This is a genomic window from Streptomyces sp. NPDC052040 (assembly GCF_044548405.1).
In the GTDB taxonomy this organism is placed as follows: domain Bacteria; phylum Actinomycetota; class Actinomycetes; order Streptomycetales; family Streptomycetaceae; genus Streptomyces.
This window is the reverse complement of the sequence record NZ_JBIUBV010000013.1, coordinates 136481-155898: the sequence shown is the minus strand read 5'-3', so window position 1 is coordinate 155898 and position 19418 is coordinate 136481. Positions and strand designations below refer to the sequence as shown.

Sequence of the window (19418 nt, the reverse complement as noted above, 5' to 3'; positions counted from 1 at the left end):
GCTCGTCTGGGGGTGGGGTCCGGCGGCCCGGGCGCCGGAAGGGGTGGGGTGGAGGGGCGTGGCGGGTCAAGGGAACGGATGCGGGGCCGGGTTGAGGGCGTCCGGTGCCAGGTCGTCCGGCCGGAGCCCGGCCTCGCGCAGCGCGGTGCGGACCCGGGGCATCAGCGGGCCGCGCTGACGGCTCTGGCCGAAGTCGATCGGGATCAGCCCCGGCACCAGCACCTTCACCGTGCACAGGCCGAGCGAGCGCTGCTCGGGCGCGGTCTGGTCGACCACCACGACGTCGAAGCCCCGCGCGGTCACGGCGGCGGCCACCGCCTCCACGTCCTCGCGCAGATCGGCGGCGGGGCGCGCCGCGCCGGGCCCGGACGCGAGTGAGGCGAGCGGCACCCGCGCCCCGCCGTCCCGGCCGCGCAGCAGGAAGTCCGCGTAGCGTCCCATCTCGGGCAGCCCGTAGAGCAGCGGATGGTCGTGCAGGACGCGCACCTCGTCGAAGTCGGCCGCCATACGGCGCAGCCGGGCCTCCTCGCGGGCCGTGCGGCGGCGGAGGTTGACGGAGTCGGTGGCGATCTCGCAGAGTCCCGCGGCGAGCGCCGCCTCCGGGTCGGGGGAGGCGCCCGCGCCGAAGCAGAGCAACCCCGGCCCTCCGTCGGTGCGTTCGGCGACGGCGGTCACCACCGGCACCGGGAAGGTGATCCGGGTGTCGAAGAAGCGGGCGCGGTAGCCGTACATCGCCAGCCGGTCGACCATCGCGCGGGTCGCCGCCCGGGTGCTGCTGCGCGGGTCGATCTCGGGCAGCCGGACCCGGCCGAACCAGGCCAGCAGAAACGCGTCCCGCTCGATGGCCTCCATCAGCCCGTGGTGGACCGCCTCGGTGAGGCTGCCGCCGGAGGCACAGCCGTTGGAGCTCTCCTGCACGAAACGACGCCGGGCGCCGCCGGGCGCGTGGTAGTACGCGACCACTTCCGGTACGAGGACCGGCCGGGCGTCGCGCAGCGACCAGCCCCACACCCACTCCACCGGGCGGTCCGGCGCGAACCGCGGGACGTCCGGCTCGGCGGCGTGGAAGGCGTCGGAGTACAGGCCGGTGGTGCGTGGGTCCACCGCCGTGTCCCCGAGGTCGTCGAGGGCGGCGGTGAGCACGGTCCTCCTGGCGCGGGCCCGCATTCCGGCGTACCGCTCAAGACCCTCCAGCAGACCCACCCGCACACTGGTGCCGTAGCCGCCGGTGTGACCGCCCCAGTAGCACTCCCGCAGCTGGCTGCCCGAGCGGGTGGTGAAGGCGCCGACCGTGGAGGAGGTCGAGGCGGAGGCCAGATCGGGCGCGACGGACGGCCCGAGCATCCCGGTGACGGGGTTGACGAACGCCTCCAGCTCCAAGTCGTAGGCATCCAGGGGGCGTTGGCGGAAGTCGTCCGGGGTGTGCTTCGGGGCGGGCCCCAGGGTGATCCGGGCCGCCTCGGCGGTGTCGTCGGGGCGTGTCCCGCAGCAGGGGCACTCCCCGTCGGGCACCAGCGTGAACCGGGAGACATGAAGGGTCTCCAGGTCCAGCAGCCAGACCCAGGGACGGCGGGCGGGGCGCGGCTGCCGGGCCGCCGCCGTGACGAGCGCGGCGAGCGCGTCCACGACGAAGGCGGCCCGCCACGGCGGGATCCCGGTGGCGCGTGGCTCCCCGCCCCGCTCCAGCGCCTCGCGCAGAAACCCGGCCCGTACCGCCTGCCAGCGCCGGGCGAGGCACCGCGGGCAGCCCGTGCCGCCGACCGGGGCGACCGGACCGACCACGGCCTGATGCCCGTACAGCCCGACCGGCACCACGCCGGGGGCGAAGTCCCGTGCTTCGCCCGCCAGTTCGTCGCGCACCCCGAGCGGCGCGACCCGGACCCGCGGGGTGCCGGGGCGCTCCGCGAGGGCCGCGGTCAGGGCGGCGCACACCTCGTCCCAGGGCCCGGCGGCGGTGACGCCGGGCCCGGTCCGCGGGTGCGGGACCGCCGCCGTTTCAGTGCGCACGGCGCTCCCCGCGGGTCAGCAGCACCCGCACCGCGTGGATCCGGCCGGCGGCGAGGTCGGGAGCGGCCACCGGCACCACCAACGCGTCCCGGCCCGCCGCGCCGAGGCCCTCCAGTACGGCGGCCCAGGTGCCCGGCGCCTCCGTCCCGGGCGCGGAGCCTTCGGCGACCAGGGTGGCGGCGTCCAGATCGGCCCACAGCGGGTCGCCGGTGTCGGTCCCGGCCCCCGCGCGGCGCAGCTGCTCCGCACCGAGCAGATCGCGCAGTGCCTCCAGCACCGCGTCCCGGCGGCGCAGCCCGCAGCCCGTCGCCCAGTGGGTCACCCCGCTCTCCCGGTCGGTGTGCCGGGCCAGCACGACGGGCAGGACGGCGGCGCCGCAGGCGGTGAGGTCGAGGATGTCCGCGGTGACACCGAGGTTCTCCGCCGACCGCAGCAGGAAGAGGAGTTCGGGGTCGTCCACCGGGGACCCCGGGTCCACGGCGCGCACCGGGGCGGACCGCCGGACGGCTCCGCACAGCGCGTCCTGCGCGAGGGCGGTCCGCAGGGCGCGCGTCAGTGCGGCACGCGGGCTCCCGGCGGCTCCGGTACCGGCCGAGGTCCGCTCGAAGAGGCCCTGCTCGTTCCAGCCGCCCAGGGTCCGCACGGCACCGGCGGGCACCAGCACGGTCCGCCCGTCGAGCAGCGAGGTCGCCTCGCACCAGTGGGCGACCCGCTCGACGGGCACATCGAGCCCGCTGGAGACGGTGAGCCGGGCGGGGGCCACACATGCCCACTTGGCGGCGGCCGCCTCCAGGGCGGCGCCGTCCAGCACCCGCGGGGGGACGACGGCCTCGGCGTAGACCTCGGCGGCGCGGAAGAGGGCGGTGAGGCGGGCGCCCGCGACATGATGGACGTCGATCGCCGATATCCGGCGCACCCGTCCCGGCGCGACACCCAGCCGCACGGTGCCCACCTTGAGCGGTGTCTGCTCCCAGTCCTCGTCGGCGTACGAGGTGAAGACACCGGCCCGCTCCTGCACCAGGACATCGCGCTCCTCCAGCGCGGCGAGGGCGGCCCGGGCTGCCTGCTCGTCGGCGGCCCCGTCCGACGGCAGGGCCGCGGGCCCGTCCTCCGCCCGGGACGCGCGCAGCAGGTCGCCGGTCACCGGACCGCCCCCGGCCGTGCCGCTGTCCGGCCCCGCGCAGAACGGGCAGCGGGGATGCGGCAGCAGCGGCTCGGACAGCACATCGAGGGAGTCGAGGTCCTGGACGATCACCCGGTTGCGGGTCTCGGCGGGCAGCGCCCCGGTGACAAGGCGGAACACCTCGAAGGCGAGCAGATTGCCCAGCATCCCGGCGAGCGGGCCGCCCAGGTCGCGCGGGGGAGTGCCGAGCGGGGCGGCGGGGCCGACGGAGGACCAGAGCTCGGCGCTGTCGGCGGCCTCGGCACCCGCACCGAGCCGCAAGGCCGCACAGGACCAGCAGCCGAGGGTACCGGCGGTCATCACCGGGCCCACCACGGCTCGGTTGCCGAACGTCCAGGCGCCCAGCAGCCGCCGCCCGGCGGGCACCCCCTCGTCCAGCAGCCGGAGTATGCGGCGGGGGGCCTCCGGGCCGGTGACCAGGACGGTGTCCCAGCCGTCGAGATCGTCCCAGCTGTACGTACCGTCGGCGGGCGCACGGCCGCCGCGCGCGGGCGACGGTGGGGGCGGGGGCAGGAAGGCGAGGCGGGCGTCGCAGCCCGCCTCGGCCAGGGCGGCGGCCTCGGCCTCGATCTCGGTCACGCCCTCCACCCCGTGAAGTTCACGGCTCGGCCCGCCCTGCGGGGCGTCCTGCCCGGTGACGGCCACGGCGGCACAGCCGTTGCGGAGCAGGCCGAGCGCCGCCCACCGGGCGAGGGCGTCGTCCCCGAGGACGGCGACCGCGGTGGAACGGAAGCGGGAGAACCGCCCGGCCGCGTCGTCCGCGTAGTGGTCGAGATAGTCGAGCTGGTGCGCGAACCGCGCGGCGACCTCCGGGGGCAGCACGTCCGCGGCGGTGAACGGCCCCGCATCCCGGGCGAAGCCCCGCGCGTAGAGGGCGCGCACCAACTGGACCACCATGGCGCGCTGCTTGTCGCCCAGCCCCGCGTACAGCTCCTCGACCCGGCGCTCCCCGTTGAGATGGGGCACGATCAGCGAGGCGAACCGGTATGCCGACTGGGTGACGACGTTGAACCCGCCGTGGGCGTTGTGGAAGAGCACTCCGGACGGGGTCCGGGTGAAGAGCACGTCCTTGCGGATCCGGGGCCGCGACTGCGCGATCTCCTCGTCGGACGCGGGGGTGTGGGCCATGGGGTCGGAAACCTCCGAGGGCAGCGGGGCGGTCAGCCGAGGGGAGACGGGGGAGACGGAGGAGACGGGGGTAGGTCCGTCGGGTCGTTCTGCCGGGAGGCCGGGAGGGCGGTACCGGCCGCCTGGACGAACAGGCGCAGCAGATCGTGGACGCGGTAGCGGCCCGGCGGGCCCTCCTCCAGTAGCCCCGCCTCGACGAGGGAACGCAGCACGAGGACACCGGGGGTCGCCGGAGAGGCCCGCCCCAGACTCGGGGACATCCCGCCCGGCGCCGCGGTACCGGCCGGGGGCGGCCCGGGATTCGAGAGGGGCGGTTCACCGCGCAGTACCGCGAGTTGCAGTCCGCGCAGCCCGGGGCCGGGCTCCACCCCCAGCTCACCGACGAGATGGGCGTGGATCCTGCGGTACTCGGCGAGCGCCTCCGCGCGCCGCCCCGAGCGGTACAGCGCCTCGATCAGCAGGGCGGAGAGCCCCTCGTGGCCCGGATGGGCGTGCACGGCCCGGCGCGCCTCGGCGATCATCTCGCGGTGCCGCCCCAGCCGCAGTTCACCGTCGAAGACCCGCTCCACGGCGAGCAGCCGCTCCTCGGCCAGCCGCGGCACCTGGTCGCGGTGCAGTTCCTCCGACTGGACATTGCCGAGGAGGGGTTCCTTCCAGAGCGTCAGCGCCGCCCGGGCCAGCCGAAGGGCCGACTCCGGATCGTCGTCGGCCTGCGCCCGCGCCAGCAGACCGCGGAACCGGAGCAGATCGAGCGAGTCGGCGTCGGCATCCAGCCGGTAGCCGCCGGGGACGGCCTCGATGGCATGGTCGGTGACCCCGTACTTGACGAAGAGTCTGCGTAACCGCAGGACACAGGTGTGCAGCGCGGACTTGCCGCCCGCGGGCGGCCGACTGCCCCAGACCACACGCTGGAGAAAGCCCGAGGAGACGACGGAGCCCGGGTGGAGCAGCAGTGCGGCAAGCAGGGAGGCGGGACGCGAAGGCTGGAGTACGACCGTCTCGCGGCCGTCCGTGATGGCCAGCAGACCGAGCACCAGGAACCGCGGGCTGCCGGGCGAGGGCGCGGCGCCGTGCCGCTCGGGGAGCGCGCCGTCGGGCGCGGGGACACCGGTCTTCTCCACAGCCTCTCACATCGCACGGTGGTTGATGCATCAACGGGCTTGCAGGAAAGGCACGTTGACGCCCGCGCCGGGATACGGGACGCGGGCGAAACCGATGCCGAGAGGGGAACTTAGAAGCGATCGACGCGTGCGTCCAGTGGTTGAAGCGAAACGTCGGGTGACGCCTGAGGTGACAAACCCCGCTGCCGCGCGTTCCGTTGGCGAGCGGACCCGAGGGGCCTATCCTGGAGCGGGAGTGCCGCGGCGCTCCCCCGGAGCTTTGCACCCAGGGGAGGACCCATGTCGTGGTGGCCGCTGATCCCGGTGGTCTCGATGATCACCGGACCGGTCGCTCTGTACCTCCTCACCCGCCGCACACGCGGAACGCCCGACACCGACGAGCGCTACGAGGAACTCTCCCGCAAGTACACCGCCCTGCTGGAGGAGTCCACCTCCGGCGAACTCCCCAACGGCCGCGACCGCTATCCCGAGAGGCCCTGAGGCTCCGGGCGGACCGGCGGCTCCCTCGGACACTCAGGCCGACGGCCGGGCGAGAAGACAGCCTGGGACGGAGCCGAGGCTCCCGTCATCCAGAACGCGCGTGTCCGACCGGTTGCGGTGCTGACAGGGTGCCAGAAGGGATTCGACGGTGCACGACCATGCTTGGCACAGTTCCCGCAGGAAGAGTCCGTACAGTCCACCCGACATGCGCCACCACGTCTACTGCCAGGTGAGTGTGGTGTCGTTGCGTGCGGACTCGTAGCCGGGTCACGGTTCTCGACCTCGGGGAAGACGAGGCAGCTTCCGGCGGCTGGCCGCCGCTGACCTGGACTAGGCAGGTCGGCTACCAGCTCGGCGCCGACCGGGCCGCACTCGAGGCATACGAACGCGTCGTGGTCTCACAGAAGCTGAACGAGTTCCGCCGGTTCATCACCGGCACCGTCGCCCCGCATGCCGCTGCCCACCCGAACGACAAGTGGGTCAAGCACATTGTCGCCCAGCTCAACTCCATCGAGGCCACCCTCGACCTCATCGCCAGCTCCTGACCCTTCATCGCGGGCCCCCGCCGCAGGTCAGACGGGAACAATCAACGGCCGCAAGCGGCACCTCGTGGTCGACACCCGCGGGCTGCAGCTGATGGTCATGGTCATCCCGGCCGACCTCCACGACTCCGCCGCGGCGAAGGAAGTCCTCTTCCGCCTCCGTCTGATGCACCCCGAGATCACGATTGGGCCGACCGCGCTTACGGTACAAGCTCGTGACCTGGGCAAAGAAGCACCTCAACCTCACGATCAAGACGGTCGCACGGCCGAAGGACACCTCCGGATTCGTCATCCTTCCCCGCCTGGGTGGTCAACGGCCCCTGGCCTGGATGATGAACGCCCGCCGGCATGCCCGCGACTACGAACGGCTCATCCAACACTCCGAAACCCTCATCACCTGGGCCGCCATCACCTTGATGACCCGTCGCATCACCCGCGCAGGCGCCACCCACCTGGACGAAGCCGCCGAAGCCCGCCGCACCCGCCGCCTGAGCCCCCTTCAACAGCACCCATGGAACCCATTTCGGCAGGCCAGCAGGCCCGACCTTCGGAAACACTCACTTGCCGAGCCTGTGACGTTCTGGAGGAGTTCCGGCGGCGCGTCGACGAACGCGGCGGCGGAGCCGATGTCCCTGCGACGTTGCGCGAACGCATCCGTGAGCTGAGCGGCGAACTCCGTGAAGCCCGCAAAGCCCGCCATGAGGAGATCGCAGACCTCCGTCGGACCGTCGACATTCTCGCGCAGCAGGTTCAAGCGCTCGCCCTGGACAACCGCGCGTTGCGCGAGCAACTCGACCAGTACGGCAAGGTGGTAGCACTGCCGCCCGCAGCCGGCAGACGACACTAGCCAGCCGTTCCGGCGCCGACGAAGTACGCCACAGGTTCGGTGGAGGAACCGGCGCTCTCCCGGACACGCTGAAGCAGAGCCAGGCAATCCCCGACGGCATCGTGAGGGCCACCGAGCCGTTGGCGTTCAGGGGCGCCCTACTCGGCAGACCCCAGTCCGCGCCAGATACTTACGGTGCCACGGGGCGCTTGCGCCGTCGCCGCACAACGAGCAGTCTCACCACCGCCATCCCCGCCCCCGCCACGACGAGCGCTCCACCGATCAGCCACGCCGGGGACCTTGAGCCATCGCTCGGCGCCTTGGCCGGGTCGATGGAACTTGAGTCATTGCTGGGCGCCTTGGCCGGGCTGATCCAGAACACCGCCTTCTTGACCGCCTGCCCGCCGTGTGTGACGACTCGCGCCTGAGCCTGTCCGGGATGCACATCCGGGCGCAGGCGCGCCTTGCCCTCGTACTGGCGGCCGTTGAACGTCAGCGTCGCGGGGCCTTCAAACGCCGGCGACGTGACCTGCACGGTCTTCTCGTTTTCGTCGCGCCACTCGTCGAGCCACAGAGCCTCGACCTCGTGCCCGGGGGTTCCGGTGTCGACGTTGAGGGTGGCTGAAGGGGCGTACTGGGGTGGAGGCGAGGTGGGCCCCGCCAAGGCCGGAGACGCAAACGCTCCGAGCGTCAGAGCGGCGGCTGCTGTGCAGCTCACCAATGGCGGGCGCGCGGCACGAAACATGGCAAACACCCCTTATCAGTAGTCTGGTATCACCTGTACTTTACTCGCCCATTACGTGAGCTTGAGGCGAGGATGAACCATCGATAGCGCATAAGGTACTAATGAGATGCTTCACTCTGGGTGCTGCCGCACTCGGACTGTGCACCGCACTTCTGGCCGCTCCTGCGATCGCCGCAACGGCAACACCCGCGCCGACGGCAGCAGCGCCGAACACCCCCGCAGGGACCAACTCCTCTACGTCCGGCCCGACATCGCCATCGGCAGCGACCTCACTTCAGGCCCTGACAAAGGCATCCGGCGCGACGCCCGTCCTGCCGAGCCCGGCCCCGGCGTCCTCGCGGATGTCGGACGAGGAGTACTACCGCTCGCTCGGTATCGACCCGACGCCCCGTCCCCCGGCTCCCCTTGACGCCGAACAGCTCCGGGAGGCCAAGGAGCTCGACGCGTACTGGACGCCCGAGCGACTGCGCAATGCACGGCCTCTGGACGACCCGGACGGCGCCCCGCTGGGCGACACCAACGGCACGGGACCGGCGCTGCGCGCGCCCAGCCACGAAGTCGCAGGCGGCTTCGGCAACGTCGGTGTGTTCGTCGTCACGCGCGCCGGCGGCAAGGAGGACCGGTTCTGCACCGCCTCCGTCGTCGACTCACCGTCCATGAACCTCGTCATATCCGCGGCGCACTGACTGTCGGACACCGACCGATTCGAGAACTTCGGCTTCGTCCCGAAGTACAACGATTCGCCCAACCCCAAGCCCTACGGAATCTTTCGACAGCGCCTTCGGTTTCGAGAAAGACCGCAAGCTCATCGGCCCCAATGATACCTGGAAGAACGTGAAGGCCATCACCGCCGGCGACTTCGGCAGCGCCGACAACAACGACCTGATGGTCCTCTGGACCGATGGCGAACTGACCGTCTACAAGGACCTCGGCATCAGCGGCCTCGGCGCCCAGAACCAGGTCCTCGGCCCCAACGCCCTATGGCGCGACCACGCCAAGGTCATCTCGGCGGGCAACTTCGGAGGCAACACCTGGCCCGACGACCTCATGGTCCGCTGGTCGGACGGCGAGCTCACGATGTACGGCGACTCATCGGCCTCCCAACTCGGCAAGGAGTTCGTTCTCGTCCCGCCCGCGTAACTCGGCACGAGCCGAACCCGTACACCGCCTTGGACTTCTCCGGGCGATCATGTGACTGCTTCGCGTGCCGGTCGTTGGCATCCGGCGTTGCCGGGTTGCGGAGCGGAACCGGGGGCGAGAAGGGCATGGGACCAGCGTTCTCGGGGATCCAGGGGCGACGGCCGATCCACGGTCGTGATCAGCTGCTCCCGGGTCGCCGCCGGGGAGCGGCGACGGCATGCACCGCTCGAGGGGGTGCCGGGGCGGCGCCGGACTGTTGCGGAAACGGAGCGGGACGGCAGGGCGCCCCCGGCCGGCGTGTGTTGCCTCGGAGGTGCCCCGCCGTCCGCTGCCGCGGGGGGTCAGGACGTGCAGGTCGGCACGCCGTCGAGCCAGGCGGGGCCCTGGATGTAGATGTTCGTCATCCAGGCGCCGTAGTCGGGCAGATAGGACCAGGCGTCGTTGGTGTAGCCGTCGGCGGTGACGAGTTCCGCGTGCTTCTGGCACGCGATCCGGACCGCGGTCGGGCCCGGGAAGGCGTAGACCCGGGCGGCCCGGGTGGACGGCTGGGCCTTGGTCCAGACGCCCGTGCCCCAGGTCGTGAACACATGTCCGGTCACCGCGCCCGTGTTGACGCGCAGCGCCCCGAAGTAGTCACCGCCCAGGCGGACATCGCTGACCATCACCTTGGTGCCCGACTGCCTGGCCTCCACCATCCTGCCCGCGCCCAGGTAGATCGCGATGTGGTGGAGGTCCTGCGAGGTTCCCCAGGCCAGCAGGTCGCCGGGCAGCAGCGGGGCCAGACCCTGGGCCGCGGTGAAGCGGGCGGCGGCGCGGGGCGTGTAGTACTGGGAGCTGGCGTCGCCGTTGAGGATGTCGGCCCCGGCGGCCTGCGCATAGGCGTAGCGCACCAGCCCCGAGCAGTCGAAGCCGAGCCGCTCGGGATCGTGCTCGCTGGCCGGGTCGGTCGGGTCGACCTTCCCGTAACTGACGCCGGGCTGCGGACCGTGGCCGCCGCCCCAGGTGTACCAGACCCCCGCCGCGACCTGGGCGCAGGCCGCGGCGACCGCCCGCTCGGCGGCCGCGGAGGCGCCCGGTGCCAGAACGGCGCACCCCTCGTCCGCGCCTGGTGCGGTGACGGCGGCGGGCGGCCGTCCGGCCGCCTGGGCCGGGGACGTGGCCGCCCCGCCGAGGAGGGCGAGGACGCCCATGATGACTCCGATGAGACCGGCCCTGCTGCGCATGCCGGTACCCCCGTTCCTGTCGTGGATGTGCGGTCGTCCCGTGCGGCTCGCGGTGCCAAGCGCCGCTCTCCGCACGGGAGTCCAGGCTGCCGACCCGGCCTGCCGCGCGTCGACGCCGACGCGGCACCCCACCGGGGAAGGCGACGGGAAACCCCCGGGAAACGCCGCCCGCGCGCGGGGGACGGGCACGGGGGGGCGGCGGGTCGGACTCCGGTGCGGCTCGGGCGGCGGACCGGAGGCGGCGGGTCGGACATCGGTTCGGGCTCGGGCGGCGGACCGGGCACCGGTTCGGGCTCGGGCGGCGGACCGGGGACGGCGGGTCGGAGGCGGCAGTTCGGACTCCGGTGCGGGCTCGGGCCGCGGACCGGGGCCAGCGGCTCGGACATCGGTGCGGGCCCGGGCAGCGGACCGGGGATCAGGTGCCAGGACAGACCCGGGCCGTGGTCATGCCGGACTCGGGGGCCGGTCCGGCCGTCGCGGCGCTGCCCGCCGTGCGGAGCAGGCGGCACACCTCGGCCAGCCGTGCGGAGAGGTCGAGGTCCCACAGCCGTACGGTGCCGTCGTTGCTGCTGCTGGCGACCGTCCGCCCGTCCGGGGAGAAGGCGACACCCCACACCGCGTTGGTGTGACCGGTCAGGGCGGCCCAGGCGCGCCGACCCCGCACATCCCACAACCGCACGGTCCGGTCGCTGCCGCTGCTCGCCAGCAGATGTCCGTCCGGGGAGAAGGCGACACCCCGCACCGCCCCCGAATGACCGGTCAGGGACGCCTCCGGCCGGTTCCGGTCCAGGTCCCACAGGCGCACGGTGCCGTCGTTCCCTCCGCTGGCCAGCGTGTGCCCGTCGGGGCTGTACGCCACCGCCCGCACGGCCCCCGTGTGACCGGTGAGCGTCGCCCTCAGGCGCCGGGCGGGCACGTCCCACAGCCGTACGCTCAGATCGTCCCCGCCGCTGGCGAGGGTGCGCCCGTCGGGGCTGAAGGCGAGGCCGTTGACGTAGTCGGTGTGCCCGGTGAGCACCGCCAGCGGGCGGCGGGTGGGCACGTCCCAGAGGCGCACGGTGCCGTCGGAGCCCGCGGAGGCCACCGTTCGGCCGTCGGGAGCGAAGGCCACCGCGAACACGCTTCCCCGGTGGCCTTCGAGCGTGCCGAGCGGGCGTCGGGTCGGCACGTCCCACAGGCGTACCGTGCCGTCGGAGCCCGCCGAACCCAGCGTGCGCCCGTCGGGGGCGAAGGCCACCGACACCACGCTCTCCCGGTGGCCGGTCAGTACGGCCGACAGCCGCCGCCGGGCCACGTCCCACACCCGTACCGTGTGATCGGTACCGGCACTGGCCAGCAGCTTCCCGTCCGGACTGTAGGCGGCGGCCGAGACCTCCGTGAACGGCGGCGCGGCCAGCGTCCGGCCCCGCAGGTCCCACAGCACCACGGACTGGTCGAACCCCGCGGTGGCCAGCAGGGTGCCGCTGCCGTTCACCGCCACACCGAGCACATAGTCCGTGTGCCCGGACAGCGTCGCGGTGGGCCGCCCGCTGTGCGCGTCCCACAGCCTGGTGGTGCCGTCACCGCCCGCGCTCACCACACTCGCGCCGTCGGGTGTCCAGGCGACCCCGTTCACATCGTCACCGTGCCCGGTCAGTGTCGCGGTCGGCCGCCGCGCGGCCACGTCCCACAGCCGCACGGTACGGTCCACGCCCCCCGAGGCCAGAGTCCGCCCGTCCGGTGAGAACGCCACCCCCAGCACCTCGTCGGTGTGCCCGCGCAGTTCCGCGAGGGGGCGCGCCGCATCGGTGCTCCACAGCCGTACGGTGCGGTCGGAGCCCGCCGAGGCCAGCGTCCGCCCGTCGGGGGAGTACGCCAGCGCAGTGACGGTCCCCACGTGGCCGCCGAGTACGGCACGGGCCCGGTGGGCCGGCCCGGTGTCCCACAGCTGGACCGTGCCGTCCCGGCCCGCGACGGCGAGCGTACGGCCGCGGGGGTCGAAGGCAACCGCCCGGGCGCCCGCGGTCCGTTCGGGCAGCACGGCCCGCGTCCGGCCGTCGGCCGTGGACCACAGCCGCACCGGACCGCCCGTCGAACCGGCCGCGAGGGCCGCGCCGTCGGGGCTGAAGGCGACGGAGCGCACCCGCCCGGGCAGGGTGAGCCTGGTGACGGTACGACGGTCGGCCAGTCGCCGCAGCAGCACGGTCCCGTCGGAACTCGCCGTCGCCAGCAGCCGGTCGTCCGGTGAGAAGGCGAGCGAGTTCACCGGCCCCCGCTGCCCGCCCAGCCGACCGGCGAACGGCTGGGCCTGGGTGCTCAGCAGCGCCCCGCGGGCCTCCGCCGTGACGCGGGCGCGACAGGCCGCGACCGCCAGCAGCATCGACGCCTCGGGCCGACCGGGCGCCAGCGAGACGGACTCCAGGGCGAGGGCGTGTGAGCGGGAGACCTGCTCCTGGGCGAGGGCCGCCGTCCGCTGCCGGTAGGCCAGGCCGCCCGCGGCCAGGGCGAGACCCAGCAGTACGACGAGCGTGGCCAACAGGGCCCCGCGCAGCCGCTCCTGACGCCGGACTCGCCGCGCCCGCGCCTCCTCCTCGGCACGGCTCGCCCGCAGAAAGGCCTCCTCCCCGCGGCTGAGGCGGCCGCCGCCGTCCAGTTCGTCCGCCCAGGAGCGGGCCGACTCCAGCCGGGTGCCCCGGTACAGGGCGGACGGGTCGCGGCCCTCGCGCTCCCAGTCCGTGGCGGCCCGGGCGAGCTGCTGGTGGATCAGCAGCCCGGCCCGGTCGGCGTGGATCCAGTCGCGCAGCCGGGGCCAGGCATGCAGCAGCGCCTCGTGCGCGATCTCCACCCTGTCGTGGTCCACGGTGACCAGCCGGGCCCCCACGAGGGCGTCGAGCGCCGCCGCGACATCGTCCGTGTCACCGAGCTGCTCCAGCAGTACGGTCCGGCGCGTTCTGCGCCGGGTGGCACCGGTGTCCTCGCCGACCTGCACCAGCCGGGCCAGGACGCGCCGGACCGTCCGCTGCTCGGCCGGATGCAGTCCGGCGAACACGTCCTCGGCGGTGCGGGCGACCGCTCCCCGGATGCCGCCCGCGCGCTGGTACCCGGCCACGGTCAGGGTGGACTGCTCGCGGTGCTGCCAGGTGGCCAGCAGCGCATGGGACACCAGGGGCAGCGCCCCGGACGGCGTCTGCGGGGCCTCCGCACCCTCCCGGGCGGCCGCCCCGTGCTCCTCGCGCAGCCCGGCGTCGCCCAGCAGCAGCGGCACCAGGCCGGGTTCGAGGGCGACACCGGCCAGTTCCGCCGGGCGGATGACCGACTCACGCAGCTCCGCGACGGTCATCGGGGGTAGTGCGAACAGCCCTTCGGTGAACACCGGTGCCAGTTCGGGTAGTTCCAGGCAGCGCCCGGAGAAGTCGGCCCGCAGCCCGATCACGATCACGGCGGGGTCGGGTCCCGCTCCCGTCGGAGGCGATGCGGCCAGGGCGCACAACACCCGGACGTAGGCCCGCCGTTCGTGCTCGTCGGCGCAGAGGGTGAACAGCTCCTCGAACTGGTCGACGAGCAGCACCGGGCACACCGGCGGTGGCCTGCGACCGTCCCCGCCGGACTCCGGCCGCCCGGCCCCCGTAGCCCGGTGCACCGCTGCCAGCAACGCCCGTGGTCTCGCCCGGAGTTCGGCCGCGCTCAGCCGGAGGTCGCAGCCCAGCGCCTTGGCCGTGCGCTCCAGCAGCTCCTCCAGCGGGTGTGCCGTGGGGGTGAGGGCGACCACCGGCCAGCGGTCCGCGCCCGGCACGGGAAAACGTCCCGGCCGCCCGAGAGCGGGCACCAGACCCGCGCTGAGCAGCGACGACTTGCCCGCGCCCGAGGGCGCCACCAGCATCAACGGCCCCCTGCCGATGCGCTGGAAGAGCCGCTCGACGAGCGCGGCCGTCGCCCGCTCCCGCCCGAAGAACCACTCCTCGTCCTGCGCGGTGAACGCCGACAGCCCGCGATAGGGGCAGGCGGGCGCCCCGATATCGTTGTCACCGGCCCGCTCCCGGGCGGTCGCCGTCTCCGCCAGCGCGAGCAGCGCGCCCCCGGCGGTGAGAGCACGGTCGCAGCGCCGGGCCACATCCACGGTCGGCGGCTTCGCACCCGTCTCGATCTTGCTCAGATAGCCTTTGCTGTAGTGGACCTGCCGCGCCAGATCCGCCAGGGACAGGCCCCGTTGCCGCCGCAGCCGTCTCAACTGGGCGGCGAAGGACCCGGTGATGGCCCCCGCAAAGGCTCCCGCGGCTTCCCCCTGATTGCTTTCGCGACCGTGCGCCGACTGCTCCGGCCCGCTCGACGCGTCCCCCATGGCATCCCCCTGCCCGTGCCGTGAGACGGCAGGTGCCCAGACTACGATCCGGGCAGGACGCAGGGCGAAGCACTTCACCCGTAAGTGGCGCAAACGCGCGCTTCCGGAACCGCCCGGCACGGAGCGGTTCCGGAAGCGCGCCGATCGGCCGTCAGGGCCGGTTGAGCGTGATGGAGTCGACCGGCGTGAGATCCGCCCACACACCCGTCTGCTGCTTGAACGCCGCTCCGCAGCCCTGGCCGTTGTAGCCCGTGCACAGGCTTGCGGTCGCGCCGCCGTACTGGTTGTTGAGCACCCAGTGCCATCCGTACTGGTTGCTCAGATTGTGGGCGCCGTAGCTGTAGAAGACCAGGCTGGGCGAGACGGCCGGGTTCTGGTTCTGCGGATAGACGCAGACCGCGCCGGACGGACAACCGGCCCAGTCACCGGCCGGTTTGGCCTGGGCCGCGCCGCCCAGGGCCACCACGGCCGCGGCGGCGGTGGCGAGTGCGGCGGTGCCGCGGAAGATGGTGCGCATGGATGTTCCCCTCCTGCTGGGTGCCCTGCGGAGCACAGGACGTGCTGGGTGCTGACGGCTCCAGCCTGGGCACGGGGGACCCCCGGGTCGACGGGTTTCCCGTTGCCCGCCGGACCGGGCGCCGGGGAAACCGCTCGGAGCAGGTACGTCGGCGAGGAACCCGCCCGCCGGGGGAGCGGGGCCGCTCTCCCGGCGGACCGCCGTTGTCAGACCCCCGGGATAGCTTTAGCGCGAGTCGCCGCCCTCCGGGCCCGTACGGCCCTGCCGCGCCGGGGTTCCACCGGCGTTCCCCCGCACCCTTGAGGAGACCTCCGCCATGAAGAGCCTGCCGCAGACGGACGAAACCCTGCTGGTCCGCACCGACTTCTCCGACCAGGCGGCATGGGGCGCCCTCCGCACCGCCATCGCCACCCCCAACGAGGACGACTTCCTCGCGCATGTGCACATCGTCGACGACCCCGCCCACCGCGACCTGACCGCGGAGCAGGTGGTCGCGCTGGCGCCCGCCCGCGGCTCCCTGATGATCGTGGCCGACACCACCGCGCTCACCGCCCCCGAGATGCCGTTGCTGGCCGTCATGCCCCACGACGAGGAGGACGCGCAGCCCGGCGAGGAGTTCAGCGAACTCCGGGTCATAGCAAGGGAGCTGTGGTCCATCGAGAACAACCTCTCCATCGCCAACATGGACTGGGAGGAATTCGCCGACGCCGCCGACGAGGACGGTGTGTTCCGGGGCTTCTGAGGCCGACCGCACCACCCGCCCGGCCCCGGAGGGCCATTGGAGCCACCCGGCTGGGCGCGGGTGGGGCCCGTCCACGCGGTCCGCCTACGATCATGCGATGAACGCCTGGACACAGAGCCTCACCGCAGCGGGGATCCGGGACCCGGAACTGCGCGGCGACTACGGCGCCCAGCGCCGACTGGTGGCACGCTTCCGCCCGGCCTCCTATCTGGCCGTCCGACTGCTGCTGCCCCGGCCGGTACTGCCCCATGCGGTGGCGGCGACGGCCCTGATGCACCACGGGGACAACCTGCTGGACACCGGGCCGAGGGCACAGCGCGCCGCCGCCTGGGCGTCCTGGGAACAGCAGGTGCGCCAGGTGCTGGACACCGGCACCGGCAGTGATCCACTGCTGCGCGCCCTGGCACACACCCTCGCCGCGCATCCGCGGCTGCGCGGGCCGGTGGAGGACTATCTGTCCACCGCGACGGCGGAGCTGGACTTCACCGGATTCGCCGACGAGCGGGACTACCAGGCCTATCTCGACGCCTATGCGCTGCCCGCCTTCATGCTGGTCGCCACGCTGCTGGGGCCGGAGCACGACGAGGGGCCGTACCGCGCTGCCTGTCGCACGTTCATCGACGGCAGCCAGCGGCTGGACTTCGTCAACGACCTCGCCGAGGACATCCCCGAAGGCCGCCTCGGCATCCCGGCCGAGACGCTGCACCGTTTCTCGGTGACCCGGGAGGACCTGGCGGCCCGTCGCGACACCCCCGGCGTGCGGGACCTGGTGAGCCACCAGATCGGACAGGCCAGGGCCGCGCTGGAGGCGGCGGCCGCACTGCCCGCGCTGGCACCGGCCCCCTTCCGCCCCCTGATCGGCGCCCTGGTGAGGATCGAGATGCTGACCGCGGACGCCGCACTGGCGCGCGGTGCCGCTCTGCTCCGAGGCTCCGCACGGCCACCGCTGGTGCCCTCCCTGCGGGTCCTGCTGACCGCGCGCCGCACGGCACGCACCGCACACCGACCGCCGGCCGACGGCCCCACCCCCTGACCCCACCCCCTGACCCCACCCCCTGACCCCACCCCCTGACCCCCGTCCCCCTGACCCCCGTCCCTCTCGCCCCTGACCCTCTGGCCGCCGTCCCCTTCGCCCCCGACCTCTGGCCCCCGCCCGCTGACCCCGACCTCTGGCCCGGGCACCGAACTTCCCATGTGCTCCGCCCGCTGCCTACGATGCCGTCCCCGCCGCCCGCCACTCAGCGCCCGTGCCCCCGTCCCCGCCGACCGGGAGCGACCGGCGCGAACCCCAAGGACATCACCCCATGCGCGTGCTCCTCGTCGAGGACGATCCCGATCTCCGGGACACCCTGATGGCCGGGCTCCGCGAGGCCGGATACGCCGTGGACGCGGTGCCGGACTGGCCCGACGCGGACGCCCTGCTCGAACTGGCCCCCTACGACTGCGTCGTACTCGACCGGCTCGTGCCCTCCGGCGACTCGCTGTACGCGCTGCGGGAGAAGCGCCGCTCCGGCTGGACGGTACCCGTCCTGTGCCTGACCGCACTGCACACCCTCGCGGACCGGGTGGACGGTTTCCGGCTGGGCGTGGACGACTATCTGCCCAAGCCGTTCGCCATGGTCGAGCTGGTCATGCGGGTCGGCAGCCTGGCGCGGCGCGCGTCCGCCCGGCTCCCCGTGTATCTCCGGCACGCCGATGTCGAGCTGGACGAGGCCCGCCGCGAGGTGCGCCGCGGCGGGGTACTGCTCTCCCTGACCCCCAAGGAGTACGCGGTCCTGCGCCATCTGTTGGTCCACCAGGACTCGGTGACCACCCGCAGCTCCCTGATCGAGCACTGCTGGGACGAAATGGCGGACCCCGCGTCCAATGTGGTCGACGCGGTGATGGCGGGACTGCGCCGCAAGCTCGGCGAGCCCCCGGTGATCCATACCGTGCGCGGCCATGGATTCCGCCTCGAAGCGGCTGCCGACCGGCCGTGACACACGACGAGCACACGGCGCCCGACCGCCACCGCCGCTCCGGTGCCCTCGGATTGCGGTTCCCACGCAGAACGCGCGGACCGGCCTCGCCCCCGGCCACCGGAGCCTCGGCACGCAGACGGCTGCGCCGCCTCCAGATCCGGCTCACCCTCGCCTACGCCCTCACCACCCTGGTGGGGGTCGGCGCCCTGTCCTGGCTGGTGATCCGCACGGACGCACGCTCCTGGGAGTCGGCCGAGTACGAGGAGATGTACCGCAGGGCCTCCGTGAGCGCCTCGCTGCTCTACTACGACGACCACGGCCTCGAACTCGACGGACTGCACGACGACGAGGCCACCACCGGACGCATCCAGGTGGGCGTCGTCCGCGCCGGGCCCGACGGCCGACTGAGCACCGTGTTCACGTCGTTCGGCACCGGCCTTTCGGTGCCCGCCGCGCAGAGCGACCGGATCGTGCGCTCGGCCATGCGCCGCGACACCACCGTACGCACTGAGGGACATGCCCACGACGGCCGGCCGGTGTATCTGCTCGCGCTCCCCTTCTACAACGACGAGACCCACCGGACCGCGGGCGCGGTGGTGACCATCGGCGGCCCCGGGCAGGGCCACGCGGAGCACCGGCGGCTGGAGACCGCCGTCCTCACCGGATCCGCGGTCCTCACCGCCCTGGCGGCAGTCGCCGGACAGCTGATCTCGGGGCGCAGCCTGCGACCGGCCTGGGAGGCCCTCGAAGCACAGGAGCGGCTGCTCGCGGACGCCGCGCACGAACTGCGCACCCCCGTGGCCATCCTGCGCGGCTCGGTGGACATCGCGGACAGGGACCCCCAGGGCGTCGAACGGCATCTGCCCCGCATCCGGCGGGCCACGGACCGGATGGCCGATGTCGTCGACAACGTACTGGTACGCGGCAGGCTGCGCGCCGCCCCCGACACCTACGAGCCCGTACCCCTGCGCCTGGACCAGCTGGTCGAGCAGATTTGCGACGAACTCACCCCGTCGGGCGCCCCGATCACCCGGCAGCTGCACGAGTCGGTCGTCGAGGCCGATCCCGCCCTGGTCCGCATCGCCACCCGCAATCTGCTGGACAACGCGCTGCGCCACGGCCGCACCCCGGGCGACCCCCGCGACCGCGCCGAGGTGGAGGTCACCGTCCTCGGCCCGACGATCGCGGTCGCCGACCGCGGCCCCGGAGTGGCGACCGGCGACCTGCCGGGGCTGCTGGAACGCTTCCGCTCGCCGGGCGGCGGCACCGGCATCGGACTGGCCCTGGTGCAGGAGATCGCGGCCGCGCACGGCGGCTCGATCACCGTGGCACAACGCCCCGGCGGCGGCGCCGTCTTCGCCCTGACGCTGCGGAACACCGTCCCCCCACGGCCCCGGCCCTGGCGCCTGCTCCGGCTGCGCCTGCCCGGCTCACGGAAAACTCATGAACCGGGCGACAGGATGCGCGGGTAAGCACCCGTGCACC

Annotated in this window: 16 protein-coding genes and 1 pseudogene; 10 read left to right on the top strand and 7 right to left on the bottom strand. The window is 73.5% G+C overall.

Annotated features, from left to right (window positions below; all coding sequences use genetic code 11):
- Window positions 1–66: 66 nt before the first annotated feature.
- The 3 genes from ACIHAA_RS24105 to ACIHAA_RS24095 are packed head-to-tail and all read right to left on the bottom strand — an operon-like array spanning window position 67 to window position 5439.
- Window positions 67–2007: a TOMM precursor leader peptide-binding protein gene (locus ACIHAA_RS24105; protein WP_399820468.1), complete on the bottom strand. Its 1941-nt coding sequence runs from the start codon at window positions 2005–2007 to the stop codon at window positions 67–69.
- Window positions 1997–4318: a TOMM precursor leader peptide-binding protein gene (locus ACIHAA_RS24100; protein WP_399820466.1), complete on the bottom strand. Its 2322-nt coding sequence runs from the start codon at window positions 4316–4318 to the stop codon at window positions 1997–1999. Before ACIHAA_RS24100 ends, ACIHAA_RS24105 begins: the two co-directional genes overlap by 11 nt.
- 32 nt (window positions 4319–4350) lie before the next feature.
- On the bottom strand, window positions 4351–5439 hold the full coding sequence (locus ACIHAA_RS24095) for a BTAD domain-containing putative transcriptional regulator (RefSeq protein ID WP_399820463.1): 1089 nt from the start codon (window positions 5437–5439) through the stop codon (window positions 4351–4353).
- A gap of 279 nt (window positions 5440–5718) precedes the next feature.
- Here ACIHAA_RS24095 and ACIHAA_RS24090 point away from each other — a divergent pair, with 279 nt between their 5' ends.
- The 4 genes and pseudogenes from ACIHAA_RS24090 (at window position 5719) to ACIHAA_RS24075 (ending at window position 7308) form a co-directional block, all read left to right on the top strand.
- A complete protein-coding gene (locus ACIHAA_RS24090) occupies window positions 5719–5919 on the top strand; it encodes a hypothetical protein (protein WP_399820460.1) in 201 nt (66 codons plus the stop codon).
- 233 nt (window positions 5920–6152) lie between these two features.
- On the top strand, window positions 6153–6464 hold the full coding sequence (locus tag ACIHAA_RS24085) for a hypothetical protein (RefSeq protein WP_399820458.1): 312 nt from the start codon (window positions 6153–6155) through the stop codon (window positions 6462–6464).
- A 7-nt stretch (window positions 6465–6471) separates the two neighbouring features.
- Window positions 6472–6950, top strand: a pseudogene (locus ACIHAA_RS24080) (transposase); the annotation flags it as partial.
- 22 nt (window positions 6951–6972) lie between these two features.
- Window positions 6973–7308 (top strand): hypothetical protein, encoded by a 336-nt coding sequence (locus ACIHAA_RS24075; RefSeq protein ID WP_399820457.1) that lies wholly within the window; start codon window positions 6973–6975, stop codon window positions 7306–7308.
- A 169-nt stretch (window positions 7309–7477) separates the two neighbouring features.
- Here ACIHAA_RS24075 and ACIHAA_RS24070 read toward each other — a convergent pair whose 3' ends face one another.
- The gene (locus ACIHAA_RS24070) at window positions 7478–8032 is read right to left on the bottom strand and encodes a hypothetical protein (protein WP_399820456.1); all 555 of its coding nucleotides are present in this window, start codon (window positions 8030–8032) and stop codon (window positions 7478–7480) included.
- Between the two features lie 341 nt (window positions 8033–8373).
- On the opposite strand from ACIHAA_RS24070, the gene ACIHAA_RS24065 reads away from it, so the two are divergent.
- Window positions 8374–8718 carry a hypothetical protein gene (locus tag ACIHAA_RS24065; protein ID WP_399820454.1) on the top strand — a complete coding sequence of 115 codons (345 nt, stop codon included), beginning with the start codon at window positions 8374–8376 and terminating at the stop codon, window positions 8716–8718.
- A gap of 148 nt (window positions 8719–8866) precedes the next feature.
- The gene (locus ACIHAA_RS24060) at window positions 8867–9172 is read left to right on the top strand and encodes a hypothetical protein (RefSeq protein ID WP_399820452.1); all 306 of its coding nucleotides are present in this window, start codon (window positions 8867–8869) and stop codon (window positions 9170–9172) included.
- A 341-nt stretch (window positions 9173–9513) separates the two neighbouring features.
- On the opposite strand, the gene ACIHAA_RS24055 is transcribed toward ACIHAA_RS24060, so the two are convergent.
- From ACIHAA_RS24055 to ACIHAA_RS24045, 3 genes are all read right to left on the bottom strand, one after another.
- A complete protein-coding gene (locus tag ACIHAA_RS24055) occupies window positions 9514–10395 on the bottom strand; it encodes a C40 family peptidase (RefSeq protein WP_399820450.1) in 882 nt (293 codons plus the stop codon).
- Between the two features lie 415 nt (window positions 10396–10810).
- On the bottom strand, window positions 10811–14713 hold the full coding sequence (locus tag ACIHAA_RS24050) for a helix-turn-helix domain-containing protein (protein WP_399820448.1): 3903 nt from the start codon (window positions 14711–14713) through the stop codon (window positions 10811–10813).
- Window positions 14714–14864: 151 nt separating this feature from the next.
- Window positions 14865–15230, bottom strand: a complete 366-nt coding sequence (locus tag ACIHAA_RS24045; protein WP_399820447.1) for a hypothetical protein — start codon at window positions 15228–15230, stop codon at window positions 14865–14867.
- Window positions 15231–15546: 316 nt separating this feature from the next.
- Here ACIHAA_RS24045 and ACIHAA_RS24040 point away from each other — a divergent pair, with 316 nt between their 5' ends.
- From ACIHAA_RS24040 to ACIHAA_RS24025, 4 genes are all read left to right on the top strand, one after another.
- Window positions 15547–15972 (top strand): DUF6924 domain-containing protein, encoded by a 426-nt coding sequence (locus ACIHAA_RS24040; protein WP_399820445.1) that lies wholly within the window; start codon window positions 15547–15549, stop codon window positions 15970–15972.
- A 97-nt stretch (window positions 15973–16069) separates the two neighbouring features.
- Window positions 16070–17005 (top strand): squalene/phytoene synthase family protein, encoded by a 936-nt coding sequence (locus ACIHAA_RS24035; protein WP_399820443.1) that lies wholly within the window; start codon window positions 16070–16072, stop codon window positions 17003–17005.
- 271 nt (window positions 17006–17276) lie between these two features.
- Window positions 17277–17951 (top strand): response regulator transcription factor, encoded by a 675-nt coding sequence (locus ACIHAA_RS24030; protein WP_399820441.1) that lies wholly within the window; start codon window positions 17277–17279, stop codon window positions 17949–17951.
- Complete coding sequence (locus ACIHAA_RS24025; protein ID WP_399820439.1) at window positions 17948–19405, top strand: sensor histidine kinase; 1458 nt, start codon at window positions 17948–17950, stop codon at window positions 19403–19405. Before ACIHAA_RS24030 ends, ACIHAA_RS24025 begins: the two co-directional genes overlap by 4 nt.
- The last annotated feature ends 13 nt before the right edge of the window (window positions 19406–19418 follow it).

What these genes read in the sequence shown, in the direction of transcription:
- ACIHAA_RS24100 (WP_399820466.1), bottom strand. Translation starts at nt 4,318, where the DNA reads ATGGCCCACACCCCCGCGTCCGACGAGGAGATCGCGCAGTCGCGGCCC.
- ACIHAA_RS24075 (WP_399820457.1), top strand. Translation starts at nt 6,973, where the DNA reads ATGGAACCCATTTCGGCAGGCCAGCAGGCCCGACCTTCGGAAACACTC.
- ACIHAA_RS24035 (WP_399820443.1), top strand. Translation starts at nt 16,070, where the DNA reads ATGAACGCCTGGACACAGAGCCTCACCGCAGCGGGGATCCGGGACCCG.
- ACIHAA_RS24050 (WP_399820448.1), bottom strand. Translation starts at nt 14,713, where the DNA reads ATGGGGGACGCGTCGAGCGGGCCGGAGCAGTCGGCGCACGGTCGCGAA.
- ACIHAA_RS24030 (WP_399820441.1), top strand. Translation starts at nt 17,277, where the DNA reads ATGCGCGTGCTCCTCGTCGAGGACGATCCCGATCTCCGGGACACCCTG.
- ACIHAA_RS24040 (WP_399820445.1), top strand. Translation starts at nt 15,547, where the DNA reads ATGAAGAGCCTGCCGCAGACGGACGAAACCCTGCTGGTCCGCACCGAC.
- ACIHAA_RS24055 (WP_399820450.1), bottom strand. Translation starts at nt 10,395, where the DNA reads ATGCGCAGCAGGGCCGGTCTCATCGGAGTCATCATGGGCGTCCTCGCC.
- ACIHAA_RS24090 (WP_399820460.1), top strand. Translation starts at nt 5,719, where the DNA reads ATGTCGTGGTGGCCGCTGATCCCGGTGGTCTCGATGATCACCGGACCG.
- ACIHAA_RS24070 (WP_399820456.1), bottom strand. Translation starts at nt 8,032, where the DNA reads ATGTTTCGTGCCGCGCGCCCGCCATTGGTGAGCTGCACAGCAGCCGCC.
- ACIHAA_RS24045 (WP_399820447.1), bottom strand. Translation starts at nt 15,230, where the DNA reads ATGCGCACCATCTTCCGCGGCACCGCCGCACTCGCCACCGCCGCCGCG.
- ACIHAA_RS24065 (WP_399820454.1), top strand. Translation starts at nt 8,374, where the DNA reads ATGTCGGACGAGGAGTACTACCGCTCGCTCGGTATCGACCCGACGCCC.